The sequence below is a fragment of the Telluria sp. RB2R28 genome (genome assembly GCF_059685835.1).
Genome location: NZ_JCASIK010000002.1, coordinates 397,737 through 424,195, shown reverse-complemented (window position 1 = coordinate 424,195; position 26,459 = coordinate 397,737). Strand labels below are relative to the sequence as shown.

The following is a 26,459-nucleotide window of genomic DNA, read 5'->3' as shown; positions in this document are numbered from 1 at the left end:
CGCTCAGGCCTCGGCCAGCTGCGCCAGCAGTTCGTCCGGGCGCCCGCGCATGGCCACGTGCAGGATGACCGCCGTATTCAGGCGCAGCGCCGGGTGGCTCGCGCGGTGGCGCGCAAACCAGAACACCTCGTCGAGGTCTTCGTCGGCGTGCTGCGACACCGTCACGATCTGCTCGGGCGGAATGTCGTCGTAGTCGAATGCTTCGAGCGCGGCGTCGTCGACGGCGTCGTGCCAGCTTTCGCATTCCTTGCCCCAGGCCAGCATGCTGCGGCAGCCCGACGCGACCAGCCAGCGCGCCACCTCCCAGCGCCACATTTCGTCGCTGTCGTCATCGATGACGACGATGGCCATGAATGGCGCCAGGGCGGTCAGGTCGGGCAGGGCGTCGTTGGGCCGTAGTTGCAGGTAGTGGGCTTTGGCTTGCATGGTGTCGTTGTCGGGTCGGTGATTCAAAGACGTCATTATCGCAGGCTCCAGGCCGCGACATGCGGCAGCCTGCAGCTGATGAGGACGAACAATAAAGTGGGACAGAAAATAATAAAGCTCGACACCAAATGATCATGTTTGACACAAGAGGCCGAGACAGACATGCTCCCGGGAACTTGTGCTTTCGGCCAGGAGCAGCCGTTTGGATCTGCTGGGGTATGGCACAAGATCGACCCGGACCGTTAGTGAGAGCACCGATATCGGGATTGACCTATTTATTCAATTGGCTCATAAAACATGCGACTTCAAGGAAGAATCATCGAGTGGAATGATGAGCGCGGATTTGGTTTCGTCGTCCAAAACGGGGCAAGCGCGCGGACGTTCCTGCACGTATCTGTATTTCGCAAAAAGGTAGATCGACCTCTTTTGGGGAGCTTGATAACCTATGAAATTCGACACGATGAGAAAGGTCGTCCCCGGGCCGCAACTGCTGAGCTCGTCGGCACTAAAACATCGAGGAAAAGTTCTGCAGGAGGATTTTTATCTGCAATAGTTGGCTTGGCGCTTCTGCTTGTGCTTGGATATGTGGGCCATGTTCGCCTCTCTAACCCGGATAGCACGATCTCTGCGAGCGCATACAAGATCGTTTCTGCCAGGGATGCGCTTACGTCACAACCAGAGTTCCAGTGCACGCCGGAGAAGAACTCGTGTTCAAAGATGGCATCTTGTGCCGAAGCGCTATTTCACCAAGAGCAATGCAATGTTCCTGATATGGACGGTGATCGCGATGGCATTCCGTGTGAGCAGCAGTGGTGCAATTGAGCTTCAAACGGCAACGTTCATATCGACCACTTATCTGCCCGTAAGCCAGTTCTGGGGCGACATCGGCGAGCTACTCGCCATGCCAGTAGTTGTCGAAGCCGTGCGCGCGCCAGTGTAGGTTGGAGAAGTGCGCTGTGAAGCGCCCGCCTTTGGGTGACTGCGCCGAGAAACCAACCAGCACCGGCTGATCGGTCGGCAGCGCGAAGGTGCGCAGCATGCGCCACGCGGCGCCATCGGTGGACAGGTAAAACACGTACACGCCGCCTTTGCGCGCGATCTTCAAATGCACCACGTTGCCTTCTATTTGTTGGTGAAGAGCGTCGTCCCCCGTGCCCTTGGTAATGGTCGTCGTGACGGCATTGCTGTCGTTCGGCATACGCTCGAATAGAACCTTGCCCCACGCGGCTTTTCCGGCATACACCAGCAGCGCAGCTCCATCGAAAGCGCTGTGGAAGCCGGCCTGAATCCTGGCAGAGAAAATAAAATCGTCACGCGGCGCGAACAGCACGCGCGGGGTATCGTCGACGATCTTGCTGCCGTCGACATTGGCATAGATGTCGGTGCCCTTGGCCGCACTAAGAGTCAACTCACTACCGGTGATCGACGCCGAGCCGCCCGGCGCCTGTATTGCCAATGTATAGGGAATCGCTGGGATCGACGCCATGACCTGTGCTAGTGGGAAAGGGCCTGCGTTGGCCTGGGCAAACACGGTCATCGGCGTGAGGGCCGCCCATATCGAACAGAAAAAGAGAGGTGGCAGTTTCACAAGCGGGCCCTTGGAAGTGATTTGGAATCGATTCCAAAGTAAGCCTATCCCCGGGTGGTGTCAATACTCTTGTGATTTCCTGAATAGATTTTACATTTTACATTGTGCATCTTGCTGCAACTGCGGGCATTGTGCCCTACTGATCTTGCTGAGTTACACTGGCCGCGACGAACTTCCGCTGTCGGCGATTAGCAGATGTCGTGACGGTCCGGCGCGTCGGGTGCGTTGCCTCTACAGTAAGTAGGCCACTATTGAAAACCAGAAATATTTCCAGATATTGAAGAAGTGGCACGACCTTTCTGTTCAGACAACATAAACCGATCGAGGTTTTAAGGGAAGAAATGAAAATATTGTGTTCTATTGGTACCGCCGCTATTGTCGCAGCCATCGCTTGTTCGCCTGCTTTCGCGCAATCGGCTGGGGTTTCTAACCAGCGTGACATGCAAATGAACGCCGCGAGCCGTCAGCAGTTGATAGACGCCGTGATTAAGGAAGTCAACAACAGCTACGTCTTTCCCGACATGGCGAAAAAGGTCGAAACATCGTTACGCCATCAGCAAAAGCGCGGATTCTATGACGCTATTGCTAGCGCACAGCAACTGTCCGAAGTGCTGTCCGATGAATTGCAGGCTGCCACTAAAGACCGGCACCTGCGCGTGATGTACAGCGAGGCGGTGATAGCCGGCAGGAAGTCTTATGACGAGCGATCGCCCGAGGAAGCCGCCAGCTACCTCGCGATGATGAGGTCGAACAATTTTGGCATAGATAAAATCGAACGGTTACCCTTCAATATCGGGTATTTGGAACTTACCCGCTTCGCGCGCGCAAAGGAGATGGCCGAGACGCTGGCCGCCGCAATGACGCTTGTCGCCCATACGGACGCGCTTGTTATCGACCTGCGCAATAACCGGGGAGGCGATGCAGCCGCAGGACTCCTGTTGGCCAGCTATATGTTTGACAAGCGCACCCAGCTAAACGACTTCTACTACCGCGAGGGCAACCGCACCGAACAGCGGTGGACTGCCGATGTCGTCCCCGGCCTGCGCTATGGCGGGACGAAGCCGGTCTATATCCTGACTAGCAAGGACACTTTCTCAGCAGCAGAGGACTTCACCTACGCACTCAAGAACCTCAAGCGTGCGACTGTCGTCGGTGAGACCACCGGAGGCGGCGCTAATCACGGTGATAACAAGCGGCTGCTGCCAAACTTTTCACTCTTTGTGCCACTAGGCCGCACAATCAGCCCGGTAACGAAAACAAATTGGGAAGGCGTTGGCGTGACGCCCGATATCAGCGTCTGTGCAAGCGATGCTTTGAGAACTGCGCAGCTAGCTATCTTGGCCAATATTGCGGCGTCGGAGAACAATCCTGACGAGCTAGGTCGCCTGAATGAGCGCATTGGGCAGCTTAGCGAACGCACTACTGGACGCATCACGTGTGGCTGATCTGAATATGCACGTTGGTAGTTACCTGCTATCTGGATCTGACGTCCGCTTCGGGTCGGATGCGGCCTGTCGCACCGGCCTCTACTTTTCGTTTGGCAACCTGATATGCTTCACCCTACGGCCGGGTTCGGCCACAAGCCGCCAGTGCACCTGTTCAGGGAATACAATGGTCCGGCGAGGCGATTCGCCTGACGCCGACATCGTTAATCATGCCGCGAGCCTGACCAATCCATGTACCTGATCAACTCGAAGACCGGAAAACCTGTAGAGGTCACCGATGAGGACCTTAAAGGGTATGGGAGTGGCGAAAAGCCGAAGCGATCAAGCTTCGGAGCGAGACCGAAGAGCAAGGATGACCAGACCGACCGGCCCAGCAAGCTTCCGCAACGTACTTTTGAGACGGAGGAGGCGCCGGCGCAGGATGGTGTGCCCAAAATCACACGCAGCTCCGACTACAAGAAGAAGGTTCCCAAGACCAGTTTCGGGACGAAAAAGCCTGCTCCTGGAGAATATGCAAGGACGTCCGACAAAAAGCCAAAGTACAAGGCGCGCGACCCGGCTCAACCACAGCAAAAACCGAAGCAACCGGCGCACCAGTATGCCGGATGGCTCCTATCCAAACGGGAGTATTCGGCAGCCGTACTGCGGCGCAAGCTAGTCCTGCGAGGCTACAGCGAACAGGAGGCAGATGACGCACTGATCCTCCTGCAGGGGTTGAATTACCAGTCAGATGAACGGTATGCGGAGATGAAAACCCGGCAGATCGAACCACGGGTCGGGGACGCGCGAGTCGCCCTGACTCTCCGACAGAAGGGTATCGACGAGCAACTTACGAAGGCAACCATCGAGCAAATGGAGCCGGAAGATGAGCGCGTTGTCGTTGTGGTCGAGAAGTTTCGCAAGGACATTGCACAGACGGGGATGACACAAGAACTGCGGCAGAAGGTTTATCGCTTCCTGGCTTATCGGGGCTTCAGCGGCCATTCGATAAATATCGCCATGGAGCATCTGAAATCGGGGCCTGAATATGACTAGACGTTGCACTAGTAATGCGATGTGAAGCGATCAAGGCGCAGAAATTATTTCAAGATTTCCATGCGCGATGGTGGGTGACACGGCGTTAGAATCCCGAGGCGGTTTTTCTTGAGCCAATAATTTCCCGCTTGATAGGCTGCCTCGGGGCGACGGGAGCTAACGGGTGGCTGGGAAATGATGTGCTTGGAACGCCGCACACAAAATTTTCAAATGAGCAATTCTGTCCGGTAGACTGCGGATGATGGAACTTCCGCTATCGGCCAGAACCGGATCTTCGGTGATTGGCATTGTACGGCCAGGGGCGGACCTCTGACCCAACCTGAATTTGTGTGTGCAAAAACAGTTATCGTCACGCGAAAGCCTAGAAAAAAATGACAAACCGGCATCGCGAAGTGGATTTGGTTAGCAAGCCGATGCGGCCTCAACCTTATACGCCTGGTCATCGGAACTACCTTCTTCCGTTAGATCAGCCAGCCCATGAACTACGTCCTCTCATGAAAAGTTGGACACGACGCTTAGTTGTTTTAGCAGCGTTATCGTTGGTCATATATGGATTTCACGGACTGCTTGTGGATGACATCTACATACCTGGCAAAAGGTCTCCTGGTCATCACTATCGCGGGGCACCGGCTTTTGTGGCCTTACCGATGATTATCAGCTTTGCCAGCGTGTTAATTACTGTTGCGTTTGCTCGCTATGATCCGAGGCAAAACACTTTGGTCGCGGGACGATTTGCGAAGTTCCTTTTGACTGTGTCAGTCATTTCAATATTGGGTGGAATCGCGATGTTTCTTAGCCACTGAACGTTCAGTGCTGAAAATCCGCAATGGGTCGGATTCGGCCCTTCGTGACAGTCTGTGATTTCCAGCCCGGGCGGCCTGCTATGCTGAACTGGACTATCTATGTTGGCCGAGATCGCCTTTTCATGCAATCACGTTGGACCTTGCGTAGAATTTAATCTTCTCATATTGCGGCACCTGAACAATGCAACTTCGATGTCCAAACTGCCAAGCGAAACTCAGCTTCTTTAAAGAATCTGACCGTCAAAACCGTGTCAGAAACGGCGCCTGCCCAAACTGCGGGCAGAAAATCGCTATCGGGGTGAGCAGAAAAACGCTTGCTTTCATCGCCCCACTCATAGTTTTTCTAACCTGGCTTACTTGGAACTGGTTCCCGCCTGCAATCTTGGGGCTCGGTGCAGGTGTTCTCATTTGGCTGACGGTTGTCAAGCTGGACAAAGCAACGTAAATCAATCCTCTCATGCGCCGCTTCTGGTCGGAACCAGACGGTCACCACAGGCAGGGTGCGCTAGCCGGCGCCGTCCAGCAGCGTGTACAGCTGCGCGATATCGATCGGCTTGACCAGGTGATGGTCGAACCCGGCCTGCAGGATCTGCTGGCGGTCGCTGTCCTGGCCATAGCCGGTGATGGCGATCAGCAGCGCGTGGGCGGTGCCGGGGCGGGCGCGCAGGCGGCGCGCCAGTTCCAGGCCGTCGATGCCGGGCAGGCCGATATCGAGCAGGCACACCTGCGGCGGGTTGGCCAGCGTGGCGGCCAGCGCCTCGAGGGGATCGTGCTCGACCTGCACCTGGTGGCCGCTCGCTTCCAGCAGCATCGCCAGCATGACGGCCGCGTCGACATTGTCGTCGACCACCAGCACGCGCAGTAGCGCCGCGTCCGCGCCCGGCTGCGCATCGGGCACTGGCGCAGCCGCCTCCGGTGCATGCAGCAGTGGCAGGCAGACCGAGAACCGGCTGCCCTGGCCCGCGCCCGCGCTGGCGCAGGCGACCTCGCCGCCATGCAGCTCGATCAGGCTTTTCACGAGCGCCAGCCCCAGCCCCAGCCCGCCCGATGAGCGGTCCGAACTGCGTTCGGCCTGCGTGAACAGGTCAAAAGCGCGCGCTGCCAGCTCGGGCGCCATGCCGATCCCGTTGTCGAGGACATCGATGTGCAGCCGGTCGCCACGCGCGAAGGCAGCCACGGCCAGGCGGCCACCCTCGGGCGTGTACTTGGCGGCATTGCCCAGCAGGTTGGCCACCACCTGCACCAGGCGCTTGCGGTCGCCCAGCACCTGCGTACCGGGCGGGGGCAGGTTCAGCGCCAGCGCGTGGCCGCGCGAATCGATCAGCGGCGTGACCTGTTCCACCGCTTCGTGCAGCACGGCGCCGACGTCCAGCACGGTCTGGTCGAGCTCCACCAGCCCGCGCGTGACGCGCGAGACGTCGAGCAGGTCGTCGATCAGTGCTGTCATGTGTTTTACCTGGCGTCCGATGATCTGGCTGGTGCGCTTGAGCATGCCATCGTCGAGCTTCGTGCGCTGCAGCAGTTCGGCCGCCGCGCCGATCGGCGCCAGCGGGTTGCGCAGTTCGTGCGACAGCATCGCGAGAAATTCGTCCTTGCGGCGGTCGGCTTCGCGCAGCTTGTCTTCCCAGGCCTTGCGCTCGCTGATGTCGCTGGCCGCGCCAATCCATTCATAGAGTTCGCCGGCCGCGTCGAACATCGGCACGGCGCGCGACAGCGTCCAGCCGCAACTGCCGTCGCTGCGCCACACACGGTGTTCCAGTTCGAGGACGGCGCTGTCCTGCATCGCCCGTGCGATCCCGGCCCGGACCAGCGCGTGGTCGCCAGGCGGAATGTAGTCGTCGAGCCAGTTGCCGGTGGGGGAGTCCGTGTCCTTCATGAAGCCGCGTCCTTCGAGGCGGCGCATCTCGGACCAGTCGGCGCTCATGCGGTAGATGACGTCGGCCGTGGCATTGGTCAGCGCCCGGAAGCGTTTTTCGCTTTCGCGCACGGCCGCTTCGGAATTGACCTGGTCGGTGACGTCGATATTGCTGTGTGAAATGCAGACCAGTTCACCATCGGCGCCGAAGATCGGCGTGCTGGTGGCGGTCCAGAAGCGTTCTTCGAACACCGTTTCGCCATTGGGCAGCACGACCGGAATCGGATAACGCAGGGCGGGCAGGGTGTCAGGATGCCTGCTGGCGCGGACCCGGGCCAGCGAGTCGCGCAGAAGCGCCTCGCCGAAGTCGGCCGGGTCGGCCGGATTGTTGGGAAATGCCGTGAACAGGCTGAGGCCCACGAGTTCGGTGCGCGTGCGCGCCGAGGCCTTCAGGAACGCGTCGTTCACGGCCAGGATCGTCGCTTCGGGCGTGGGAGACAACAGGTAATGCCCGAAGGGCGATCGGTTGAACACCGACTCGAACAGGTTGGTGGGCAGCATCGATGTTCGAAAATGGTTGCAAAAGGTTAAATAATTATAGGCCACATTTGACGGATGCTGCACCAATTCCAAATGTCAATTGTGGCCGTTGATCATTCTGCGACGCGCACCACCAGCTTGCCGAAATTCTTGCCGTCTAACAGGCCAATGAATGCCTCGGGCGCCTTGTCCAGCCCTTCGACGATGTCTTCACGATAGCGCAGCGATCCGTCCTTGATCCAGCCCGCGGCTTCTTTCAGGAAGGTCGGCTCGAGCCGCTCGACAAATTCGTTCTGCAGGAAGCCGCGCACTGTCAGGCTTTTGAACAGCGTGAGGCTCAGGTCGATCGAGGCGCCCGCGCCCGCATCGTTGTAATGCGACACCAGGCCGCACACGGGAATGCGCGCGAAGTTGTTCAGCAGTGGCTTGACTGCTTCGAGCACCTGGCCGCCGACGTTCTCGAAATACACGTCGATGCCGTCCGGGCAGGCCTTGGCCAACTGCTCGGCGAAGTCCGGTGCGCGGTGGTCGACGACGGCGTCGAATTTCAGCTCGTCCTTGATGAACGCGCATTTCTCGGGCCCGCCAGCGATGCCCACGGCGCGCGCGCCCTTGATACGGGCGATCTGGCCGACGACCGAGCCGACGGCGCCGCTGGCAGCGGCCACGACGACGGTTTCACCGGCCTTCGGCTGGCCGATTTCGAGCAGACCGGCATACGCCGTGAAGCCTGGCATGCCGAGCACGCCGACGGCGGTGGACACAGGCGCGCTGTCCGGATCGACGCGGCGCAGGTTGCTGCCATCCGAGATGGCAAACGATTGCCAGCCGGAGTAGGCCACGACGACGTCGCCTTCCTTCCAGTCCGGGTGGTTCGACTGCTTGACGCGGGAGACGGTGCCGCCGACCATCACGTCGCCCAGTTCCAGCGCGGCGGCGTAGGTGGCGGTGCCGTTCATGCGCGTGCGCATGTACGGGTCGAGCGACAGGAACAGCGTTTCAAGCAGCAGTTCGCCGTCGCCCGGCGTGGGGATCGGCGCGTCCTCGATGCGGAAGTTCTCTGCGGTTGGCTTGCCTTTCGGGTGCGAGACGAGGACGATGCGGCGGTTGGTGGTTGCGGTCATGTGTTGAGCTCCTTCGAGTAGATCGGATGGCATAGCATAAAGAACCTTGGCCGATGCTGCCCACGCGCCACACCCAATCGTCGAAACTGGCCGCAAGGCAATGTCATACGGCGCGAAACGGAAGGGCGTGCGTATAATCGCCATACGTTTGCCCTATCACTACAGAAAAAACAACTCATGGCCTCTTCTTCCGACAACATCAGCATGGCGGTGTTCTGCGACTTTGAAAACGTCGCACTGGGCGTTCGCGACGCCAATTACGAAAAATTCGACATCAAGCCAGTGCTGGAACGCCTGCTGCTCAAGGGCAGCATCGTGGTCAAGAAGTCGTACTGCGACTGGGACCGCTACAAGGGCTTCAAGGCGGCGATGCATGAAGCGAACTTCGAGCTGATCGAGATCCCGCACGTGCGCCAGTCGGGCAAGAATTCGGCCGACATCCGCCTCGTCGTCGATGCACTCGATCTGTGCTACACGAAGTCGCACGTTAACACCTTCGTCATCATCAGCGGCGACTCCGACTTCTCGCCGCTGGTGTCGAAGCTGCGTGAAAATAACAAGCAGGTGATCGGCGTGGGCGTCAAGCAGTCGACCTCCGACCTGCTGGTGGCAAACTGCGACGAATTCATCTTTTACGATGACCTGGTGCGCGAACAGCGCCGCACCGCCGCCAAGCGCGACGAGCGCAAGGCCGCGCCGCAAACGCGCCGCTCGAACGCCAGCAACAACACCAACACGAATGTCGGCGACGACAAGCGCAAGGAAGAACTCGAAGCGCGCAAGGTGCAGGCGCTCGACATGGTGGTCGAGACGTTCGACGCGCTCACGTCCGAGCGCGGCGACACCGGAAAAATCTGGGCTTCGCTGCTGAAAGACACGCTCAAGCGCCGCCGTCCCGATTTCTCGGAAACCTATTATGGCTTCCGCACGTTCGGCAACCTGCTCGAAGAAGCGCAGACGCGCGGCCTGTTCGAATTTGGCCGCGACGAAAAATCCGGCACCTATGTGTTCCGCAGCGCGCATGCGGGCAATGCAGCAGCGGGACAGGAAGCCCAGCAGGACGGCACGCAGGCGCCGGACGCCGTGGTGCAGGACATGCTCGATGCAGCCGCGCCGGTCGAGGGCAATGACGAGCCGGCCAAGAACGATGGCCGTCGTGGCCGTGGCCGCGGTGGCCGCAAGGGCGGTAACCGCAACGACGCATCGAACGTACAAGCACTGGCGGAGCCGGTTGCTGTCGAGCCGGAACCACAGGAAGAACTGTTCGAGGAACCGGCAGCGCAACCTGAAGCGCAACCGGAAGCGCAACCGGCCAGGACTGACGGCCGTCGCGGCCGTGGCCAGGGCGGGCGCAAGGGCGGCAACCGCAACGATGCGTCGAACGTGCCAGCGCTGCTGGAGCCGGTCGCTTTCGAGCCGGAAGCACAGGACGAGACCTTCGACGAACCGGCATCGCAACCGACGCTGGTCGTGAGCGACGCCGAGCCGGTGGAAGCTGAAGCAGCGCCGGCGCCGATCGAGAAGGAACGTCGCCGCGCGCCACGCAAGCCGTCGGCCAAGAAGCTGGCGGAGCAGGCTGCAGCCGAAGCTGCTGCGGCGGCTAAAGCCGAAGCACAGGAAGCTGCCGCCGCGGCGCAGGAAGAAGTCGCGCCTGAGCCAGACGTGGAAGCAGAAGCTGAAGACGCCACGCCGGCACGCAGCAAGGGCGCCCGTCCGGCGCGCAAGGCCGCACCGCGCAGCCGTCGCCCGGCCAAGCCGAAGGCCGGTTCCGACAACGGCTAATCACAGACTGCCGCGCGCCGCGCGTCCCTGCGCGATGCCATAATCACGACGCCTGTCCGGTTTTCGGGCAGGCGTTGTCGTTTGATGGAGCCTCGCATGCGCGCACGTGCCGTCCTGTTCCTGCTGTCCTGCCTGGGCGCACCGGCGCTGGCCGCTGCGCCGGCGGGCGTCGCCGCCGGTCATCCGCTCCTCGGCATCTGGCGACTGACGGTGCCGGGCACCGAATGCGCCGAGACCTACCGCTTTCGCGCCGACGGCACCACGTTCGTCACCAGCGCCGCCGAAGTCTCCGAAAGCGTGTACACCGTTTCCGCCCAGCCCGACAAGCAGGGCTTCTATCGCCTGCAAGACCGTATCGTCAAAGACAACGGCAAGCCCGATTGTTCGGGCAATGTCATGAAGCCGGGCGCGCAGGTCATCAACTTCATCCAGTTTCACCCGTCACGCACAATTTTCCTGATGTGCGCCGACCAGACCATGCAAACCTGTATCGGGCCATTCCGGCGGGTGCGCAGCGAAGAGGTTTGAGCGCCAGTTGCCCGGCAGTGTATATTGCTGGGCAAAACGATCATCCCCGGCTTTTCATGTCCCCGTTACTCCTGTTTTGCATCCTCATCGGCTACTTCGCCTTGCTGCTGGCCGTGGCCTGGGCCACCTCGCGCGGCGCCAACAACGACAGCTTCTTCATCGGTAATAAAAGCAGCAACTGGGTGCTGGTCGCCTTCGGCATGGTCGGCACCACGCTCTCGGGCGTGACCTTCGTCAGCGTGCCGGGTGCCGTCGGCGCCGATGGCTTTGGCTACGCGCAGATCCTGATCGGCTACGTGATCGGCTACCTTGCCGTCACCTGGCTGCTGCTGCCGCTGTACTACCGCCTGCAGCTGACGTCCATCTACCACTACCTCGACGTGCGCCTTGGCCGGCGCGCCTACCAGAGCGGGGCCGGGTTCTTCATCATCTCGCGCCTGCTGGGCGCCACCGCGCGCCTGTACCTGGTGGTGAACATCCTGCAGGCGGTCATCCTCGACAGCCTGGGCGTGCCGTTCTGGCTCAGCACCCTCGTCGTGCTGGGGATGATCCTGCTCTACACCTACCAGGGCGGCGTCAAGACGATCGTCTGGACCGACACGCTGCAAACGACCGGCATGCTGTTCGGCCTGTTCGCGTGCGCCTGGTTCCTGCTGGGCGAACTCAACCTGTCGGTGCCGGACAGCCTGGAGCAGATGCGCTCAAGCGGCCTGGCCAGCGTGTTTACCACGGACCTGAACAGCCCGAACTTCTGGCTCAAGCAGATCGTCGCCGGCGCGCTGATCACCATCACCATGACGGGGATGGACCAGGAGATGATGCAGAAGACCATTTCGGTCAAGACGCTGGCCGACTCGCAAAAGAACCTGCTGGCGCTGACGGGGGTGCTGGTTGTCGTGCTGCTGTCGTTCCTGTTCCTGGGCGGCCTGCTGTACCTGTACGCGCCGACCGTGGGCGTGACGGCCACCGGCGACAAGATCTTCCCGGCCGTCGTGATGGGCCACTTGCCACCGGCGCTGCAGATCATCTTTCTGATCGCGCTGATCTCGGCGCTGTTCCCGAGCGCCGACGGCGCGATCACGGCGCTGACGTCGTCGACCTGCATCGACCTGCTGGGCATCAAGCGCAGGACGGATCTGACCCAGGCGCAGGCCGAGGGCCTGCGCCGCCGCGTGCACCTGGGCTATGCATTCCTGTTCCTGCTGCTCGTGATGGGCTTCAAGGCGGCCGACAATCCCAGCATGATCGGCGTGATCCTCAAGCTCGCGGCGTATACCTACGGCCCGCTGCTTGGCCTGTTCGCGTTCGGCATGTTCACGGCGCGCGTGCCGCGCAATCGTCTTGTACCGCTGGTCACGATCGGCGCGCCGGTCCTGTGCGCGATCCTTGAGTACAATCAGGCGTATCTGCTCGGCTCGTACCGGCTCGGGCTGGAACTCCTGATGATCAACGGCATGCTGGTGTTTGCGGGGCTGTACGCGATTTCGCTGCGCCACCAGGGCCGTCATTCCATGCAGTCTGCTTAATTATGCATCAACCTTCCATGCATCAACCTTTTATGGAGTATCGATGGCCTTCAAGCCCCTGAGCGCCCTGCGGCGCGGGTTCGTCATGCTGTGGACCGCGCTCGACGTGACCCGCCGCACCTTCGTCAACCTGCTGTTCCTGCTGATCGTGATCATCGTCGTCTCGCTGTTCTTCAGCGGCGGCGTCAAGCCGCTCTCGAACAAGACGGCGCTGGTGCTCGAGATCCGGGGCGACCTGGTCGAGCAGTATGAAACCACGCTGCGCGACGCGGTGCTCGACAATGTCGGCGGCGATTCCAAGCGCACCGTGCGCCTGCGCGACGTGATCGTCGTGCTCGACGCGGCGGCGCGCGATCCGAACATCTCGAGTGTCGTGCTGCTGCTCGACGAGATGCAGGGCGGCGGCATGGCCATGTTGCGCGAAATCGGCGCGGCGGTCGACCGTGTCAAGAAGAGCGGCAAGACGGTCGTCGCCTGGAGCGGCAGCTACGACCAGAAGCGCTACCTGGTGGCCTCGCACGCCAGCGAAGTCTATGTCCATCCGATGGGCATGGTCATGATCGAAGGCTTCGGCGGGCGCCGCAACTACTACCGCGACGCGCTCGACAAGGTTGGCGTCACGGTCAACCTGATCAAGGTTGGCACCTACAAGAGCGCCGCCGAGCCGTACATTGCCAATGGCCCGTCCGACGCCGCGCGCGAAGCCGACGCCTATCTGTACAACGCGCTGTGGTCCGGCTACACGGGCCTGGTCGAGAAAAACCGCAAGCTGCCCGATGGCGCGATTGCCGGCATGATCGAATCGCTCCCGGAGCGCATGGACAATGCCGGCGGCAGCGCTGCGAAGGTGGCGCTGCAGGCCAAACTGGTCGATGGCCTGAAAACCCGCGACGAACTGCGCGACCTGATGATCAAGCGCGGCGCGCCGGACGACGACAACAAGTCGTTCCGCCAGATCGGCTTTTATGACTACCTGTCGCGCCATCCGCAGAAGCAGTTCGGCGATGCGGTCGGCGTCGTGGTTGCCGCCGGTTCCATCACCGATGGCGACGGCGGCCCCGGCGTGATCGGCGGACGCAGCATGGCCAACCTGATTCGTCAGGCGCGCGAGGACGACAATATCAAGGCGCTCGTGCTGCGCGTCGATTCGCCGGGCGGCAGTGCCTACGGTTCGGAACTGATCCGGCGCGAGCTGGAACTGACGCGGGCTGCCGGCAAGCCGGTGGTCGTGTCGATGGGCAGCGTGGCGGCGTCCGGCGGCTACTGGATCTCGATGGCGTCCGATGAAGTGATCGCCGACCCGGCCACCATCACCGGTTCGATCGGCGTGTTCGCGCTGCTGCCGACGGCCGACAAGGTCGCCGCCAAGCTGGGCATCCACACCGATGGCGTGACCACCACCTGGCTGGCCGACGCCTACAACCCGCTGCGTCCGCTCGATCCGCGTTTCGAGCAGCTGGTTCAGTCGAGCATCAACAACGTCTACAGCGACTTCACCACCAAGGCGGCGGCAGCGCGCAAGACCACGCCGGCCAAGATCGATGAAGTGGGGCAGGGCCGTGTCTGGACCGGTGTCCAGGCCAAGGAACGCGGCCTGGTCGATCGCCTGGGTGGCTACAACGATGCACTGGCATCGGCTGCCGGCCGCGCCAAGCTGGGCAAGGATTACCGCGTCGTGTATGTCGAGCGCCCGGTCACGCGTGTCGAGCGTTTCCTGCAGATGGCGGGCGCCTCGGCGGTCCAGGCGATGACCATTCAGGTCAAGCTGGGCCTGATCGAGAACGCGATTCCGGCAGGCCCGGTGAACCAGGTCGCAGCCGACATGGCCTTCCTGTCGGAGCTGACGACCGAGCGCAAGCCGTTTGCGGCCGTCACGCACTGCTTCTGCGGCAACTGGTAAAGCACGGCAGCGCGTGCATGGTCCACATGTAGCGACTTTGTAACTGATTAATACAAGGCCGGGACGGGCGCAACACCTTGGTGTCGCGCCCGTTTGCTGTTTACTGCCGTCATTCAGGGGCTAACCGTGTAAATCGGCGTTAACCAGGATGGCGGGGCGGCGTTTCAAGGCCGGTTCGCTCCCTATTCTATGTACGTTACGAAACATTCCATGCGAAATTCGCATGCTACAGTCGTCGTGAGTAGTAATGCGTAGCGCGCATTGACAAAAAAAATCGACAAGGACAAGCATGGACCAGCATTCTCCGATCCCTCCCGCCACCAGCCGCCCGCCGCGCAAGAAGCGCACCCGTGTCATTGGCGGCACTATCGCCGTGCTGTCGATGGTCGCCCTGGGTTACCTGGCGTGGACGCTGATCAACCCGGCACCTGCCAGCGGCCCGGGCGGTCCGGGCATGTCGGCAGGCGGGCCTGGCGGCGGTGGCGGCGGTGGTCGTGGCCCCGGCGGTGGACGGGGCGGCCCGGCGACGACGGTCGGTGTGGCCACCGCGACGGTGGCCGACATCCCGGTCACGCTCGAAGCGCTGGGCACCGTGGTGCCGGCCGCGATTGTGACGGTGCGTCCGCAAGTCTCGGGCGTGGTCCAGAAAATTCACTTTACCGAAGGCGAGCTGGTCAAGCCGGGCCAGGTGCTGGCGACGATTGACCCGCGTCCGTTCCAGATGGCGTTGCTGCAGGCGCGCGGCCAGCGCCAGCGCGACGAAGCGCAGCTCGACAGCGCGCGCGTCACGCTCAAGCGCTTCCAGACCTTGCTCGAACAGGATTCGATCGCGCGCCAGGAAGTCGATACCCAGGCCGCGCTGGTCAAGCAGCTCGAAGGGACGGCGACGATCGACCGCGCCGCCGAAGGCACGGCCCAGCTCAATCTCGATTACGCCACGGTGCGTGCACCGATCGGCGGGCGCGTTGGCCTGCGTACGGTTGACGTGGGCAACCTGGTGGGCAGCGGCGACACCGCCGGCATCGCCGTGATCACGCAACTGGCGCCGATCGACGTCGAATTCGCGGTGCCGCAGGATGGCTTGCCGGTGCTGCAGCAGCGCATCACGCAGGGCGCGAAGCTGCCGGCCACCGCGCTGGACCGCACCCGTACCGACGCTCTGGCCACGGGCAGCTTCATCGCGCTGGACAATCAGGTCGACACGTCGACCGGCACCGTGCGTGCCAAGGCCCGCTTTACCAATACCGATGGCAAGCTGTTCCCGAGCCAGTTCGTCAACCTGCGCCTGACCGTCAACACGATCCAGAACGCCGTGCAGGTGCCCGTCACGGCGCTGCGCCATGGCACCGATGGCGACTTCGTCTATGTCCTCGACGCCGCCAAGCGCACCGTGTCGCTGCGCACTGTCAAGCGCGGGCAGGCCACCGTGGACAAGGTGCAGATCGCCAGCGGCCTGAAAGCCGGCGAGCAGGTCATCACGGAAGGCGCCGACCGCCTGCGCGATGGCGCCAGCGTCGTGCTGCCGGGCGACAAGCCGGGCGGCGCACGTGGCGCGGGGCAGGGCGGGCGCGAAGGCGCCGGCCGGCCAGCGCGGGGAGCACCGCAATGATGGTGCCGTATCCGGCGCACGGGAGCAACGCGTGAGTCCCTCGACCCCCTTCATCCAGCGGCCGGTCGCAACGGCCCTCCTGATGCTGGCGATCGTGCTGTCCGGCCTGGTGGGCTATCGCTTCCTGCCGCTGGCCGCGCTGCCGCAGGTCGACTTCCCGACCATCCAGGTGCAGACGCTGTATCCGGGCGCCAGCCCCGAAGTCATGGCGCGCACCGTCACCGCGCCGCTCGAACGCCAGTTTGGCCAGATGTCCGGCCTGACCCGCATGAGTTCCACCAGCGCCGCCGGCGTGTCGATGGTCACGCTGCAGTTCGCACTGGGCGAGACGCTCGACGTGGCCGAGCAGGAAGTCCAGGCCGCGATCAATGCCGGCGGTTCGCTGCTGCCGACCGACCTGCCGGCGCCGCCGGTCTACGCCAAGGTCAATCCGGCCGACGCGCCGGTGCTGACGCTCGCGATCACGTCCGACACGCTGCCGCTGACCGAAGTCCAGAACCTCGTCAACACGCGCCTGGCCCTGAAGATCAGCCAGGTGTCCGGCGTGGGCCAGGTGTCGCTGTCGGGCGGCCAGCGGCCGGCCGTGCGCATCCAGGCCGATACCGACGCCCTCGCATCGTATGGCCTGGGTCTCGACACGCTGCGCACCGCGATCACCGCTGCCAATGCCAACAGCGCCAAGGGCAGCTTCGACGGCCCGACGCGCTCGTACGCGATCAATGCCAACGACCAGCTGGTCACGGTGCCCGACTACCAGAACCTGATCGTCGCCTACCGCAACGGCGCGCCGGTCAAGCTGCTCGAGGTGGCCAAGGTCGTCGACAGCGCCGAGAACGTGCGCCTGGGCGCCTGGGCCAATCTGAAGCCGGCGATCATCCTGAACGTGCAGCGCCAGCCGGGCGCAAACGTGATCGCCACCGTTGACGCGATCAAGGCGCGCCTGCCCGAACTGCAGGCCGGTTTGCCGAGCGCGCTGCGCATGGACGTGCTGAGCGACCGCACGACGGGCATCCGCGCTTCGGTCAAGCACGTGCAGATCGAGCTGGTGCTGGCCGTGATCATGGTGGTGCTGGTGATCTTCGCGTTCCTGCACGACCTGCGCGCGACCGTGATTGCCAGCCTGGCCGTGCCGATCTCGCTGATCGGCAGCTTCGGCGTGATGTACCTGCTCGGCTACAGCCTGAACAACCTGTCGCTGATGGCGCTGACGATCGCCACCGGCTTTGTCGTCGACGATGCGATCGTCATGATCGAGAACATCGCGCGCTACATCGAAAAGGGCGAGGCCCCGATGGCCGCCGCGATCAAGGGCGCCACGCAGATCGGCTTCACGATCATTTCGCTGACCGTCTCGCTGATCGCCGTGCTGATCCCGCTGCTGTTCATGGGCGACGTAGTGGGGCGCCTGTTCCGCGAATTTGCCGTCACGCTGGCCATCACGATCCTGATCTCGGGCGTGGTCTCGCTCACGCTCGTGCCGATGATGGCCGGGCGCTGGCTGCGCAGCCACGAAAACGACAAGCCGAGCCGCTTTGCCGTCAAGTTCCAGGCCTTCTTCGACCGCGTGATCGCGCGCTACGACGTGATGCTGGGCTGGGTGCTGAAGCGCCAGGGCTTGACGCTGCTGGTGGCCCTGGCCACCGTGGTATTGACCGCCGTGATGTGGACGATCATCCCGAAAGGCCTGTTCCCGACCCAGGACACCGGCCAGCTGCAGGCGCGCGTGCAGGCACGCCAGTCGATTTCGTACCTTGATATGGCCAAGCTGCAGCAGGAAGCGGCGCGCCGCATCATGCAGGACGAGGCGGTCGAATCGGTCGCGTCGTACGTGGGCGTTGACGCCGCCAACAACACGATGCTCCATACCGGCACCATGCTGATCAACCTGAAGGCCGAGCGCGGCGACCAGGCCGAAACCATGTTGCGGCTGCGCGAGCGTGTCGCCAATGTGGCGGGCCTGCAGCTGTTCCTGCAGCCGACCCAGGACTTGACGATCGACGCCGAAAGCGGCCCGACCCAGTACCGCTTCTCGGTCGAAGGCGCCGATACGGAGCTGGTCAACGCATGGGCGCGCAAGCTCACCACAAAGATCGGCACCTTGCCCGAACTGCGCACGGCGGTGACCGATGCCGGCGCGACCGGCGCTGCCGCCTTCATCGACATCGACCGCGACACGGCGTCGCGCCTGTCGATCACGGCCGCGTCCATTGACGATGCGCTCTACAGCGCCTTCGGCCAGCGCATCGTCTCGACGATCTTCACCGAGACCAACCAGTACCGCGTGATTCTGGAGGCGCAGCGGGACGAAGCGATGTCGATTGCCGCGCTGGGCCGGCTGCAACTGCGCACCGGCTCGGGCCAGTCGACGCCCCTGTCGGCGGTGGCCACGATCACTGAACGCCAGGCGCCCCTGCAGGTGATCCACGTGGCGCAGTACCCGGCTGCCACGGTCGGTTTCGATACCGCGGCCGGCGCGTCGCTGGGCGATGCGGTGGCGGCGATCCGCGCCGCCGCGGTGGACATCGGGATGCCAGCCTCGGTCAGCATGACCTTCCTGGGCGCGTCCGGTGCCTACGAGTCGTCGCTGTCGAACCAGCTGTGGCTGATCATGGCGGCCGTCGTCTGCGTCTACATCGTGCTGGGCGTGCTGTATGAAAGTTATATCCACCCGCTGACCATCCTGTCGACGCTGCCGTCGGCCGGCGTGGGCGCGCTGCTGGCGCTGTGGGTCAGTGGCCAGGGGCTGGGCGTGATCGGCATCATCGGCATGATCCTGCTGATCGGCATCGTCAAGAAGAACGCGATCATGATGATCGACTTCGCGATCGAGGCCGAGCGCGAAGAAGGCAAGTCGCCGCTGGATGCGATCCGCCAGGCGGCCTTGCTGCGCTTCCGCCCGATCCTGATGACGACGCTGGCGGCGCTGTTCGCGGCGGTGCCGCTGATGCTGGGTACGGGCGAGGGCGCCGAACTGCGCCGCCCACTGGGCCTGGCGATGTTCGGTGGCCTGGTCCTGAGCCAGCTCCTGACGCTGTTTACCACGCCGGTGATCTACCTGGCGTTCGACCGCACCGCGCGCCGCCTGACGGGCAAAGCCCCGCACAAGACTGAGGGAGCGGGCGCATGAACCTGTCGCGCCCCTTCGTCGAACGGCCGATCGCCACGGTCCTGCTGACCATCGGCATCGCGCTGGCCGGCATCGCTGCGTTCTTCGTGCTGCCGGTGGCGCCGTTGCCGCAGGTCGATTATCCGACCATTTCGGTGTCGGCCTCGCTGCCGGGCGCGAGTCCCGACACGATGGCATCGAGCGTGGCCACGCCGCTCGAGCGGCGCCTGGGCGCGATTGCCGGCGTCAACGAAATGACGTCCAGCAGCGGCACCGGCTCGACCCGGATCAACCTGCAGTTCGAACTGAATCGCCAGATCGATTCCGCCGCGCGCGAAGTGCAGGCGGCGATCAGCGCCTCACGCGCCGACCTGCCGGCCACGCTGCGCAGCAATCCGACCTACCGTAAAGCCAACCCGTCGGACGCGCCGGTGCTGATCCTGGCGCTGACGTCCAAAACCAAGGCGCCGGCCGAAATCTTTGAATCGGTCTCGAATCTCGTGCAGCAGCGCCTGGCGCAGGTCAAGGGCGTGGGCGAAGTCGAAATCGGCGGCGGCTCGCTGCCGGCGGTGCGCGTCGAGCTGGTGCCGTATTCGCTGAACCGCTATGGCGTATCGGCCGAGGACGTGCGCGCCGCGATCCAGGCGACGAACCCGAACCGCCCCAAGGGCGAGATCGACAGCAACGGCAACCGCCTGCAGATCTATTCGCAGCCGGCCGGGGGCGACGGCCGCAGCGCCGCCGATTACAAGGACCTCGTGGTCGCCTGGCGCAATGGCGCCGCCGTGCGCCTGTCCGACGTGGCGACCGTGTTCGATGGCCCCGAGAACATCTACACGCTGGGCCTGTTCAACGGCCAGCCGGCCGTCATCGTGCTGGTCACGCGCCAGCCCGACGCCAACGTCATCGAAACCGTCGACGGCATCCGCGACCTGCTGCCGTCGCTGCAGGCGCAGCTCCCGGGTGATATCCAGCTGGCGATCGCATCGGACCGCACGAATTCGATCCGCGCCTCGCTGCACGAAATCGAATTCACGCTCGTGCTGTCGATCGTGCTGGTGGTGGCCGTGGTCAGCGTGTTCCTGCGCAGCCTGCGCGCGACCGTGATTCCTGCGGTTGCCACGGTCGTCTCGCTGCTGGGCACCTTTGGCGTCATGTATGCGCTGGGCTTTTCGCTCAACAACCTGTCGCTGATGGCGCTGACGGTGGCGGCCGGCTTTGTCGTCGACGATGCCATCGTGGTGCTGGAAAATACGGCGCGCCATATCGAGAACGGCATGGACCGCATGGCGGCGGCGCTGCTCGGCGCGCGCGAAGTGGGCTTTACGGTGCTGTCGATTTCGCTGTCGCTGGTGGCGGTGTTCATCCCGCTGCTGTTCATGGGCGGGCAGGTGGGTCGTCTGTTCCGCGAATTTGCCGTCACGCTGTCGGCCGCGGTGCTGATCTCGCTCGTGATTTCGCTGACGACGACGCCGATGATGTGCGCCTGGCTGCTGCGTCCCGAAGACAAGGACAAGAAGCCGGGGCGTCTCGCACGCTGGTCCGAAGGCGGCTTTGCGCGCGTGCTGCGCGTCTACGAGCATGCGCTCGACTGGGCGCTGGCCAGCAAGGTGCTGGTCATGATCATCCTGCTGTTTACGGTCGGCCTGAACATCTACCTGTTCACCAATGCGCCGAAAGGCTTCTTCCCGCAGCAGGATTCCGGGCAGATGAATGGCGGCATCCGCGCCGACCAGAGCATCTCGTCGCAGGCGATGCAGAAGAAGATTTACCAGCTGGTCGAGATCATCCGCAAGGATCCGGCCGTTGAAACGGTCGTCGCGTTCACGGGCGGCGGGCGCGCCGGCGGCGGCTTCATGTTCGTCAACCTGAAACCGGTGCGCGAGCGCGATGTCGCGGCGCAGGCCGTGATTGCGCGCCTGCGTCCGCAACTGGCCAAGGTCACCGGCATCACGATCTTCCTGAACCCGGTGCAGGACTTGCGCATGGGCGGGCGTTCGAGCAACTCGACCTACCAGTACACGCTCAAGAGCGACAACGCGGAAGACCTCAAGCTGTGGGCCGCCAAGCTGGCCGAGGCGATGAAAGCGCAACCGGCGCTGGTCGACGTCGACACCGACCAGGCCGAAAACGGCGTGGAAACCTACGTCACGATCGACAAGGAAAGCGCGGCGCGCATGGGCATCACCACGCGCGACGTCACCAATGCGCTGTACAACGCGTTCGGCCAGCGCCAGGTGGCGAACATCTACGATGAGCTGAACCAGTACCACGTCGTGATGGGCGTGGCGCAGAAGTATGCGCAGTCGCCCGAAGCGCTGAAGGACGTGCACGTGCCGGCGCGGGCCGCCGGCGGGAGCCAGAACGTGGTCTCGTCCAGCACCGGCACGGCCGCCGCCGCCGGCGCTGCGGGTGCGGCGACATCGGCGACCGCGAGCCTGACGGCGGCGCGCGATCCGTCCGGTGGCCAGGCGCTGGCCGACAATGCCGCGACGATGGTGCCGCTGTCAGCGATTGCCAGCTTTGCCGAGAGCGCCACAGCAACCTCGGTCAGCCACCAGGATGGCGAACTGGCCACCACGGTGTCGTACAACCTGAACGAAGGCTTCACGCTGACCGACGGCGAAGCCGCCGTGCGCCAGGCCGAAGCCGACATCGGCATGCCGATCAATGTGCGCGGCAGCTTCCAGGGCACGGCCGCGGCGGCGCAGGCATCGAGCCAGGAGCAGCCGCTGCTGATCCTCGCGGCCATCGTCGTCATCTACATCGTGCTTGGCATTCTGTACGAAAGCCTGATCCACCCGATCACCGTGCTCTCGACGCTGCCGTCGGCGGGCGTGGGCGCGGTGCTCGCGCTGTTGATGTTCAAGATGGAATTCTCGATCATCGCGCTGATCGGCGTGTTCCTGTTGATTGGCATCGTGAAGAAGAATGCGATCCTGATCATCGACTTCGCGCTGGAGGCCGAGCGCGCGCGGGGCCTCACCGCAATGGAAGCGGTGCGCGAGGCCTGCATGCTGCGCTTCCGCCCGATCCTGATGACGACGCTGGCCGCCGCGCTGGGCGCGTTGCCGCTGGCGATCGGCTTCGGCGAAGGCTCCGAATTGCGCCGCCCGCTGGGCATCGCCATCATCGGCGGCCTGGTCGCGAGCCAGCTTCTGACACTGCTTACCACGCCGGTCGTGTATGTCCTGCTCGACAAGCTGCGCACCCGCAAACCCGATGAACACGCGTTGAGCCGCCACCCGCACGACGTCGATCCGACGCCGGGTAGCGGCCCATCGCTCGCCAAACCATGATGCCCATGCAAATCTTTACCTCCCTGCGCCTGACCCTCCTTGCCATGGCCCTCGGCCTTGGCGGCTGCGCCGTCGGGCCGGCCTATGAACGGCCTGCGGCGCTGCCTGCCGGCCCGGTGCCGGCATCGTACAAGGGCGTCAACGCGCCCTTGCCGGGCTGGGCGCCTGCCACGCCCGCCGACGCCCTTGAGCGCGGCCCCTGGTGGCAGCTGTTCAACGACCCGGAACTCGATCGCCTGAGCCGCCAGGTGGAAGTGGCCAACCAGAACATCGCCGTCGCCGTGGCCAATTACGCGCAGGCGCGCTCGATCGTCGCGCAGCAGCGCGCATCGCTGTTCCCGGTGGTGTCGCTTGGCGCCGGGGGCGACCGCGCCGGTGGTGGCGGCGACAGCACAAATAATCGCGGCGCCGCCAGCGCCTACCGCCTGCAGATCGGCGCGAGCTGGGAGCCGGACGTGTTCGGCCGCCTGCGCACGGCGGTCGATGCGGCCGAGGCCAGCGCCCAGGCCAGCGCCGCCGACCTGGCCAGCGTGCGCCTCGCGGCGCTTGGCGAGCTGGCGATCAACTATTTTTCGCTGCGCCAGACGGATGCCCAGATCGGCATGCTCGCGGCCACGATCGAAGGCTACGAGCGCGTGCTGCAGATCACGTCGAACCGTTTTGCGGCCGGCGTCTCGGCGCGTTCGGACGTGCTGCAGGCGCAGACGCAGCTGGCCACGGCGCGCAGTGATGCGCTGGGCCTGCAGCGCTCGCGCGCCGAACTCGAACATGCGATTGCGGTGCTGGTTGGCCAGAGTCCATCGAGCTTTGCGCTGGCGAGCACGCCATGGCAGGTCGTGGTGCCGGCCGTACCTGTCGGCGTGCCGTCCACGCTGCTGCAGCGCCGGCCCGACATCGCCGCCGCCGAACGCGATGTGGCGGTGGCCAATGCCGACATCGGCATCGCCCGCTCGGCCTACTTCCCGACCTTTGGGCTGTCTGCTTCGTATGGCAACAACACGAGTCGCGTGGGCGATTTGTTCTCGCTGTCGAATGCGGCCTGGTCGTTCGGCTTGTCGGCGGCGCAGACGCTGTTCAATGCCGGCGCCACGCGCGCCAGCGTCGAAGGCGCCGAGGCGCGTCACCAGGCCACCGTGGCCAACTACCGCCAGGTGGTCCTGACGGCATTTGCCGATGTCGAGAACGGCCTGGCCGCTACCCGCGTGCTCGAGCAGCAGCAGCAGTTGCGGGTCGAGGCGGCCGAAGCGGCGGGCCTGGTCGAGCAGCAGATCCTGAACCGCTACCAGGCGGGGCAGGTGAGCTATACCGAGGTGGTGCAGGCGCAGGTCACGGCGCTCAATGCGCGCCGCCAGCTGGTGCAGGTGCAGGCCGACCGCCAGACGGCGGCGGTGTCGCTGATCCAGGCGCTGGGTGGTGGCTGGACCGATGGCGCGTCGATGGCTGTCAATTGAGCCGCGCCAGGGCTTACAATGACGCATCCGAGGCCCGACAGACATCATGAAAAAATGGATTGACCGTATGCTGGGCGCCGACAAGGCGCCGGCACCCGATGCCAGCGAACCGCCGGCTGGCGAAGCGGCGCACGACCTTGCCGTGCAGGTCGACGCTGCCTATTACCGCTGGCTGACTGCTTCGGCCGGCTACGAGGCCACGCCGGAAGTCGAAGAGCACCTGCTGGACCTGGTGCGCACGCTGGCGCTCGACCCGGGCGCGGCCAGCGGCCTGGTGCCGCGCATTCCCGAACTGATCCCCGAACTGCTGCGCGACCTGGCCGACGACGCCGTGTCGCAGGGCGCGCTCGCGCGCTCGGTCGAGCGCGACACGGTGCTGGTGGCCGAGGTCATCCGCGAAGCCAACAGCGCGTATTACCGCCCGCTGCAGCCCATCAAGTCGCTCGATGCCGCGCTGTTGATGCTCGGTCAGAACGGTCTGCGCATGCTGCTGGCGCGGATCGCGTTCCGCCCGCTCTTGCGCATGGCCGACACCGGCTTCGCACGCCACGCCGCGCCGCTGGTATGGCATCAGGCCGAGAAGTGTGCGCTGGCGTCGAGCCTGATGGCGCCGGGCATGGCTGCCGGCGTGTTCGAGGCCTACCTGGCCGGCCTGATGCAGAATCTGGGCTTGCTGGTGGCCTTCCGCCTCGCCGAGCGCGCAGCCGAAGCGGGCAAGATTCCCGGCTCGAGCGAATTTGGCGCCCGGCTGTTCGCCGTGAGCCGGGGGCTGTCGGCGGCGATCGCGGCGCACTGGGAGTTCCCGCCGGATGTCGTGCACGCCATCGCCACTTCCAGCACGCCAGCCGCATCGGTGCTGGCCCGGGCGCTGGAGCGGGGCGACCAGATCGCCAAGCTGCGCCTGTTGATCGATGCGCACGTCGTCGCAGAGGACGACAGCCTCGTCACCGCTGGCCTGGACAGCTTCGAACGGCGCTGCCTGGGCAAGCTGGCCGACAGCCGCGCTTAGTCAAGTCGCAGGGCAAATCCGGTTGCGCCCATCCTGCTTGGCCGTGTAGAGCATCGCATCGGCCTGCACGAACAGTTCGTTTTCGCTGCGCTGCGCCGGAAACGTGGCCAGCCCGCCGCTGAACGAAAAGCGCCGCTGGTCGCCTGGCGCCACCTGGAAGGCGATGGCGCCAAAGGCAGTGCGCAGCGCGTCGAGCCGCGACCAGGCCTGCGCCAGCGTGCAATCCCAGAACACCACCACGAATTCCTCGCCGCCAAAGCGGCTGAGCAGATCGCGCTCGCCCATCTGCGGCGCCAGGCACAGGCATAACCGCTTGATGACGATGTCGCCGAAATGGTGGCCCCAGGTGTCATTGATGGTCTTGAACTTGTCGATGTCGATGACGCCGAAGGCCAATGGCTTGTCTTCCAGCGTGGCCTGGCGGATCAGGTCTTGTGTTTTACGCCGCAACCCGACCTTGTTGAGCAGGCCCGTGGCGCGGTCCTTGCCGATCAAGTCCTTGTTGACGCGGATCTTGGCGGCGCGGTTGGCCAGTTGCGCTTCGAGCATGCCCGAGCCGGTGTCGGGCAGGACCGCGTCGAAGCCATCGCCCAGCGCGCGCCGGGCCAGGGCATCGTCCGGGCGGCGCTGCAGCAGCACGATTTCGCGCACCGGATCGGCCTCGATATTCTTTTGCATCACGCGCGCCAGGGCGTCTACCCGCAGGTAATCGCTGTCGGGGATCAGCACCAGGTCGGGCTGCAGTTCCTTGACGCGCAGGTGCAATGTGGACGGGTCGGCGTGGTAGCTGACATCGATGCGCTGGTCGCGCAGCGCCGCGTCATCGAGGCTGCCGGGCAGGCCCAGCGTGATCAAGGTGACGGCGTCGCCCCGCTTGCTCTGCACGAACAGGTTGAACAGCTTGTCGACCAGCACATCGTTGGCGATCGGCTTTTCGGCATACGCCAGGCAATGGCTGTCGACCAGCCGCTGCTGCAGCAGGAAGCGGCTGCCCTGGCGGCTCGATTGCAGGTACACGTAGCTGTGACCGGGCGGCAGGCGGGCCAGCAGTTCACCCAGCATCAGCGTCTTGCGCGCGTCGTGCAGGTCGGCCTGCATATTGTGCAGGGTATCGAGGTCGATCACGAACAGGCTGCTGCCGCGATCGGCGTCGACGGCCGCGATAAATTGCGCCAGTTCGCTGAAGAAGCGGATATCGAAATCGTATTTGTGCGCGTGCAGCAGCAACTCTGCCCGGTTGTCCTTGATGAAGAAACTCTGGCAGAGATACAGAACAGTATGTCGGTACAGCGACGCCTCGCTTGTCATGTTTGCATGCCTTCCCTGGATGCCTGTCTTGCAAAACGACAATATTACATCCTGCCAGACCAATATGACGGGGTGTTGACGCCACCGGTGCGGCGGTCGCATCACCATAAATCGCCACGGCCGGG

The 26,459-nt window shown here is 63.8% G+C and carries 17 protein-coding genes; 12 read left to right on the top strand and 5 right to left on the bottom strand.

Annotation, left to right across the window (positions count from 1 at the left end; translation table 11 throughout):
- Positions 1 to 3 precede the first annotated feature (3 nt).
- Complete coding sequence (locus AC56LV_RS09430) at positions 4 to 426, bottom strand: DUF7684 family protein (protein ID WP_499557134.1); 423 nt, start codon at positions 424 to 426, stop codon at positions 4 to 6.
- A 297-nt stretch (positions 427 to 723) separates the two neighbouring features.
- Here AC56LV_RS09430 and AC56LV_RS09425 point away from each other — a divergent pair, with 297 nt between their 5' ends.
- Positions 724 to 1,248, top strand: coding sequence for an excalibur calcium-binding domain-containing protein (locus AC56LV_RS09425; RefSeq protein WP_499557132.1), 525 nt, complete (start codon positions 724 to 726; stop codon positions 1,246 to 1,248).
- A gap of 70 nt (positions 1,249 to 1,318) precedes the next feature.
- Here AC56LV_RS09425 and AC56LV_RS09420 read toward each other — a convergent pair whose 3' ends face one another.
- Complete coding sequence (locus AC56LV_RS09420; RefSeq protein WP_499557130.1) at positions 1,319 to 2,014, bottom strand: DUF1349 domain-containing protein; 696 nt, start codon at positions 2,012 to 2,014, stop codon at positions 1,319 to 1,321.
- Positions 2,015 to 2,454: 440 nt separating this feature from the next.
- On the opposite strand from AC56LV_RS09420, the gene AC56LV_RS09415 reads away from it, so the two are divergent.
- Positions 2,455 to 3,459: a S41 family peptidase gene (locus AC56LV_RS09415; RefSeq protein WP_499557128.1), complete on the top strand. Its 1,005-nt coding sequence runs from the start codon at positions 2,455 to 2,457 to the stop codon at positions 3,457 to 3,459.
- A 231-nt stretch (positions 3,460 to 3,690) separates the two neighbouring features.
- Positions 3,691 to 4,494, top strand: coding sequence for a regulatory protein RecX (locus AC56LV_RS09410; RefSeq protein ID WP_482898998.1), 804 nt, complete (start codon positions 3,691 to 3,693; stop codon positions 4,492 to 4,494).
- 1,308 nt (positions 4,495 to 5,802) lie between these two features.
- Here the strand turns inward: AC56LV_RS09410 and AC56LV_RS09405 are convergent.
- Both AC56LV_RS09405 and curA read right to left on the bottom strand, forming a co-directional pair.
- Positions 5,803 to 7,713 (bottom strand): PAS domain-containing hybrid sensor histidine kinase/response regulator, encoded by a 1,911-nt coding sequence (locus AC56LV_RS09405; protein ID WP_499557126.1) that lies wholly within the window; start codon positions 7,711 to 7,713, stop codon positions 5,803 to 5,805.
- Between the two features lie 92 nt (positions 7,714 to 7,805).
- Positions 7,806 to 8,816, bottom strand: a complete 1,011-nt coding sequence (gene curA / locus AC56LV_RS09400) for an NADPH-dependent curcumin/dihydrocurcumin reductase (RefSeq protein WP_499557124.1) — start codon at positions 8,814 to 8,816, stop codon at positions 7,806 to 7,808.
- A gap of 177 nt (positions 8,817 to 8,993) precedes the next feature.
- Between curA and AC56LV_RS09395 the strand changes: the two genes are divergently transcribed.
- The 9 genes from AC56LV_RS09395 (at position 8,994) to AC56LV_RS09355 (ending at position 25,026) form a co-directional block, all read left to right on the top strand.
- Positions 8,994 to 10,598, top strand: coding sequence for an NYN domain-containing protein (locus AC56LV_RS09395; protein ID WP_499557122.1), 1,605 nt, complete (start codon positions 8,994 to 8,996; stop codon positions 10,596 to 10,598).
- Between the two features lie 96 nt (positions 10,599 to 10,694).
- Positions 10,695 to 11,126 carry a hypothetical protein gene (locus tag AC56LV_RS09390; RefSeq protein ID WP_258834853.1) on the top strand — a complete coding sequence of 144 codons (432 nt, stop codon included), beginning with the start codon at positions 10,695 to 10,697 and terminating at the stop codon, positions 11,124 to 11,126.
- Positions 11,127 to 11,182: 56 nt separating this feature from the next.
- Entirely contained in the window at positions 11,183 to 12,652 is a 1,470-nt protein-coding gene (locus AC56LV_RS09385) for a sodium:solute symporter (RefSeq protein WP_499454755.1), read from the top strand.
- Positions 12,653 to 12,695: 43 nt separating this feature from the next.
- Positions 12,696 to 14,552 (top strand): signal peptide peptidase SppA, encoded by a 1,857-nt coding sequence (sppA, locus tag AC56LV_RS09380; RefSeq protein ID WP_499557120.1) that lies wholly within the window; start codon positions 12,696 to 12,698, stop codon positions 14,550 to 14,552.
- 289 nt (positions 14,553 to 14,841) lie between these two features.
- A complete protein-coding gene (locus AC56LV_RS09375) occupies positions 14,842 to 16,161 on the top strand; it encodes an efflux RND transporter periplasmic adaptor subunit (protein ID WP_499557118.1) in 1,320 nt (439 codons plus the stop codon).
- Positions 16,162 to 16,192: 31 nt separating this feature from the next.
- Positions 16,193 to 19,288, top strand: a complete 3,096-nt coding sequence (locus AC56LV_RS09370; RefSeq protein ID WP_499557116.1) for an efflux RND transporter permease subunit — start codon at positions 16,193 to 16,195, stop codon at positions 19,286 to 19,288.
- Complete coding sequence (locus tag AC56LV_RS09365) at positions 19,285 to 22,566, top strand: efflux RND transporter permease subunit (protein WP_499557114.1); 3,282 nt, start codon at positions 19,285 to 19,287, stop codon at positions 22,564 to 22,566. The genes AC56LV_RS09370 and AC56LV_RS09365 overlap by 4 nt, the downstream gene beginning before the upstream one ends.
- Positions 22,567 to 22,571: 5 nt before the next feature.
- On the top strand, positions 22,572 to 24,017 hold the full coding sequence (locus tag AC56LV_RS09360) for an efflux transporter outer membrane subunit (RefSeq protein WP_499557112.1): 1,446 nt from the start codon (positions 22,572 to 22,574) through the stop codon (positions 24,015 to 24,017).
- Positions 24,018 to 24,063: 46 nt separating this feature from the next.
- The gene (locus tag AC56LV_RS09355; RefSeq protein WP_499557110.1) at positions 24,064 to 25,026 is read left to right on the top strand and encodes an HDOD domain-containing protein; all 963 of its coding nucleotides are present in this window, start codon (positions 24,064 to 24,066) and stop codon (positions 25,024 to 25,026) included.
- On the opposite strand, the gene AC56LV_RS09350 is transcribed toward AC56LV_RS09355, so the two are convergent.
- Positions 25,027 to 26,334: a GGDEF domain-containing protein gene (locus tag AC56LV_RS09350; protein ID WP_499557108.1), complete on the bottom strand. Its 1,308-nt coding sequence runs from the start codon at positions 26,332 to 26,334 to the stop codon at positions 25,027 to 25,029. It abuts the gene before it with no gap.
- Positions 26,335 to 26,459: the final 125 nt, after the last annotated feature.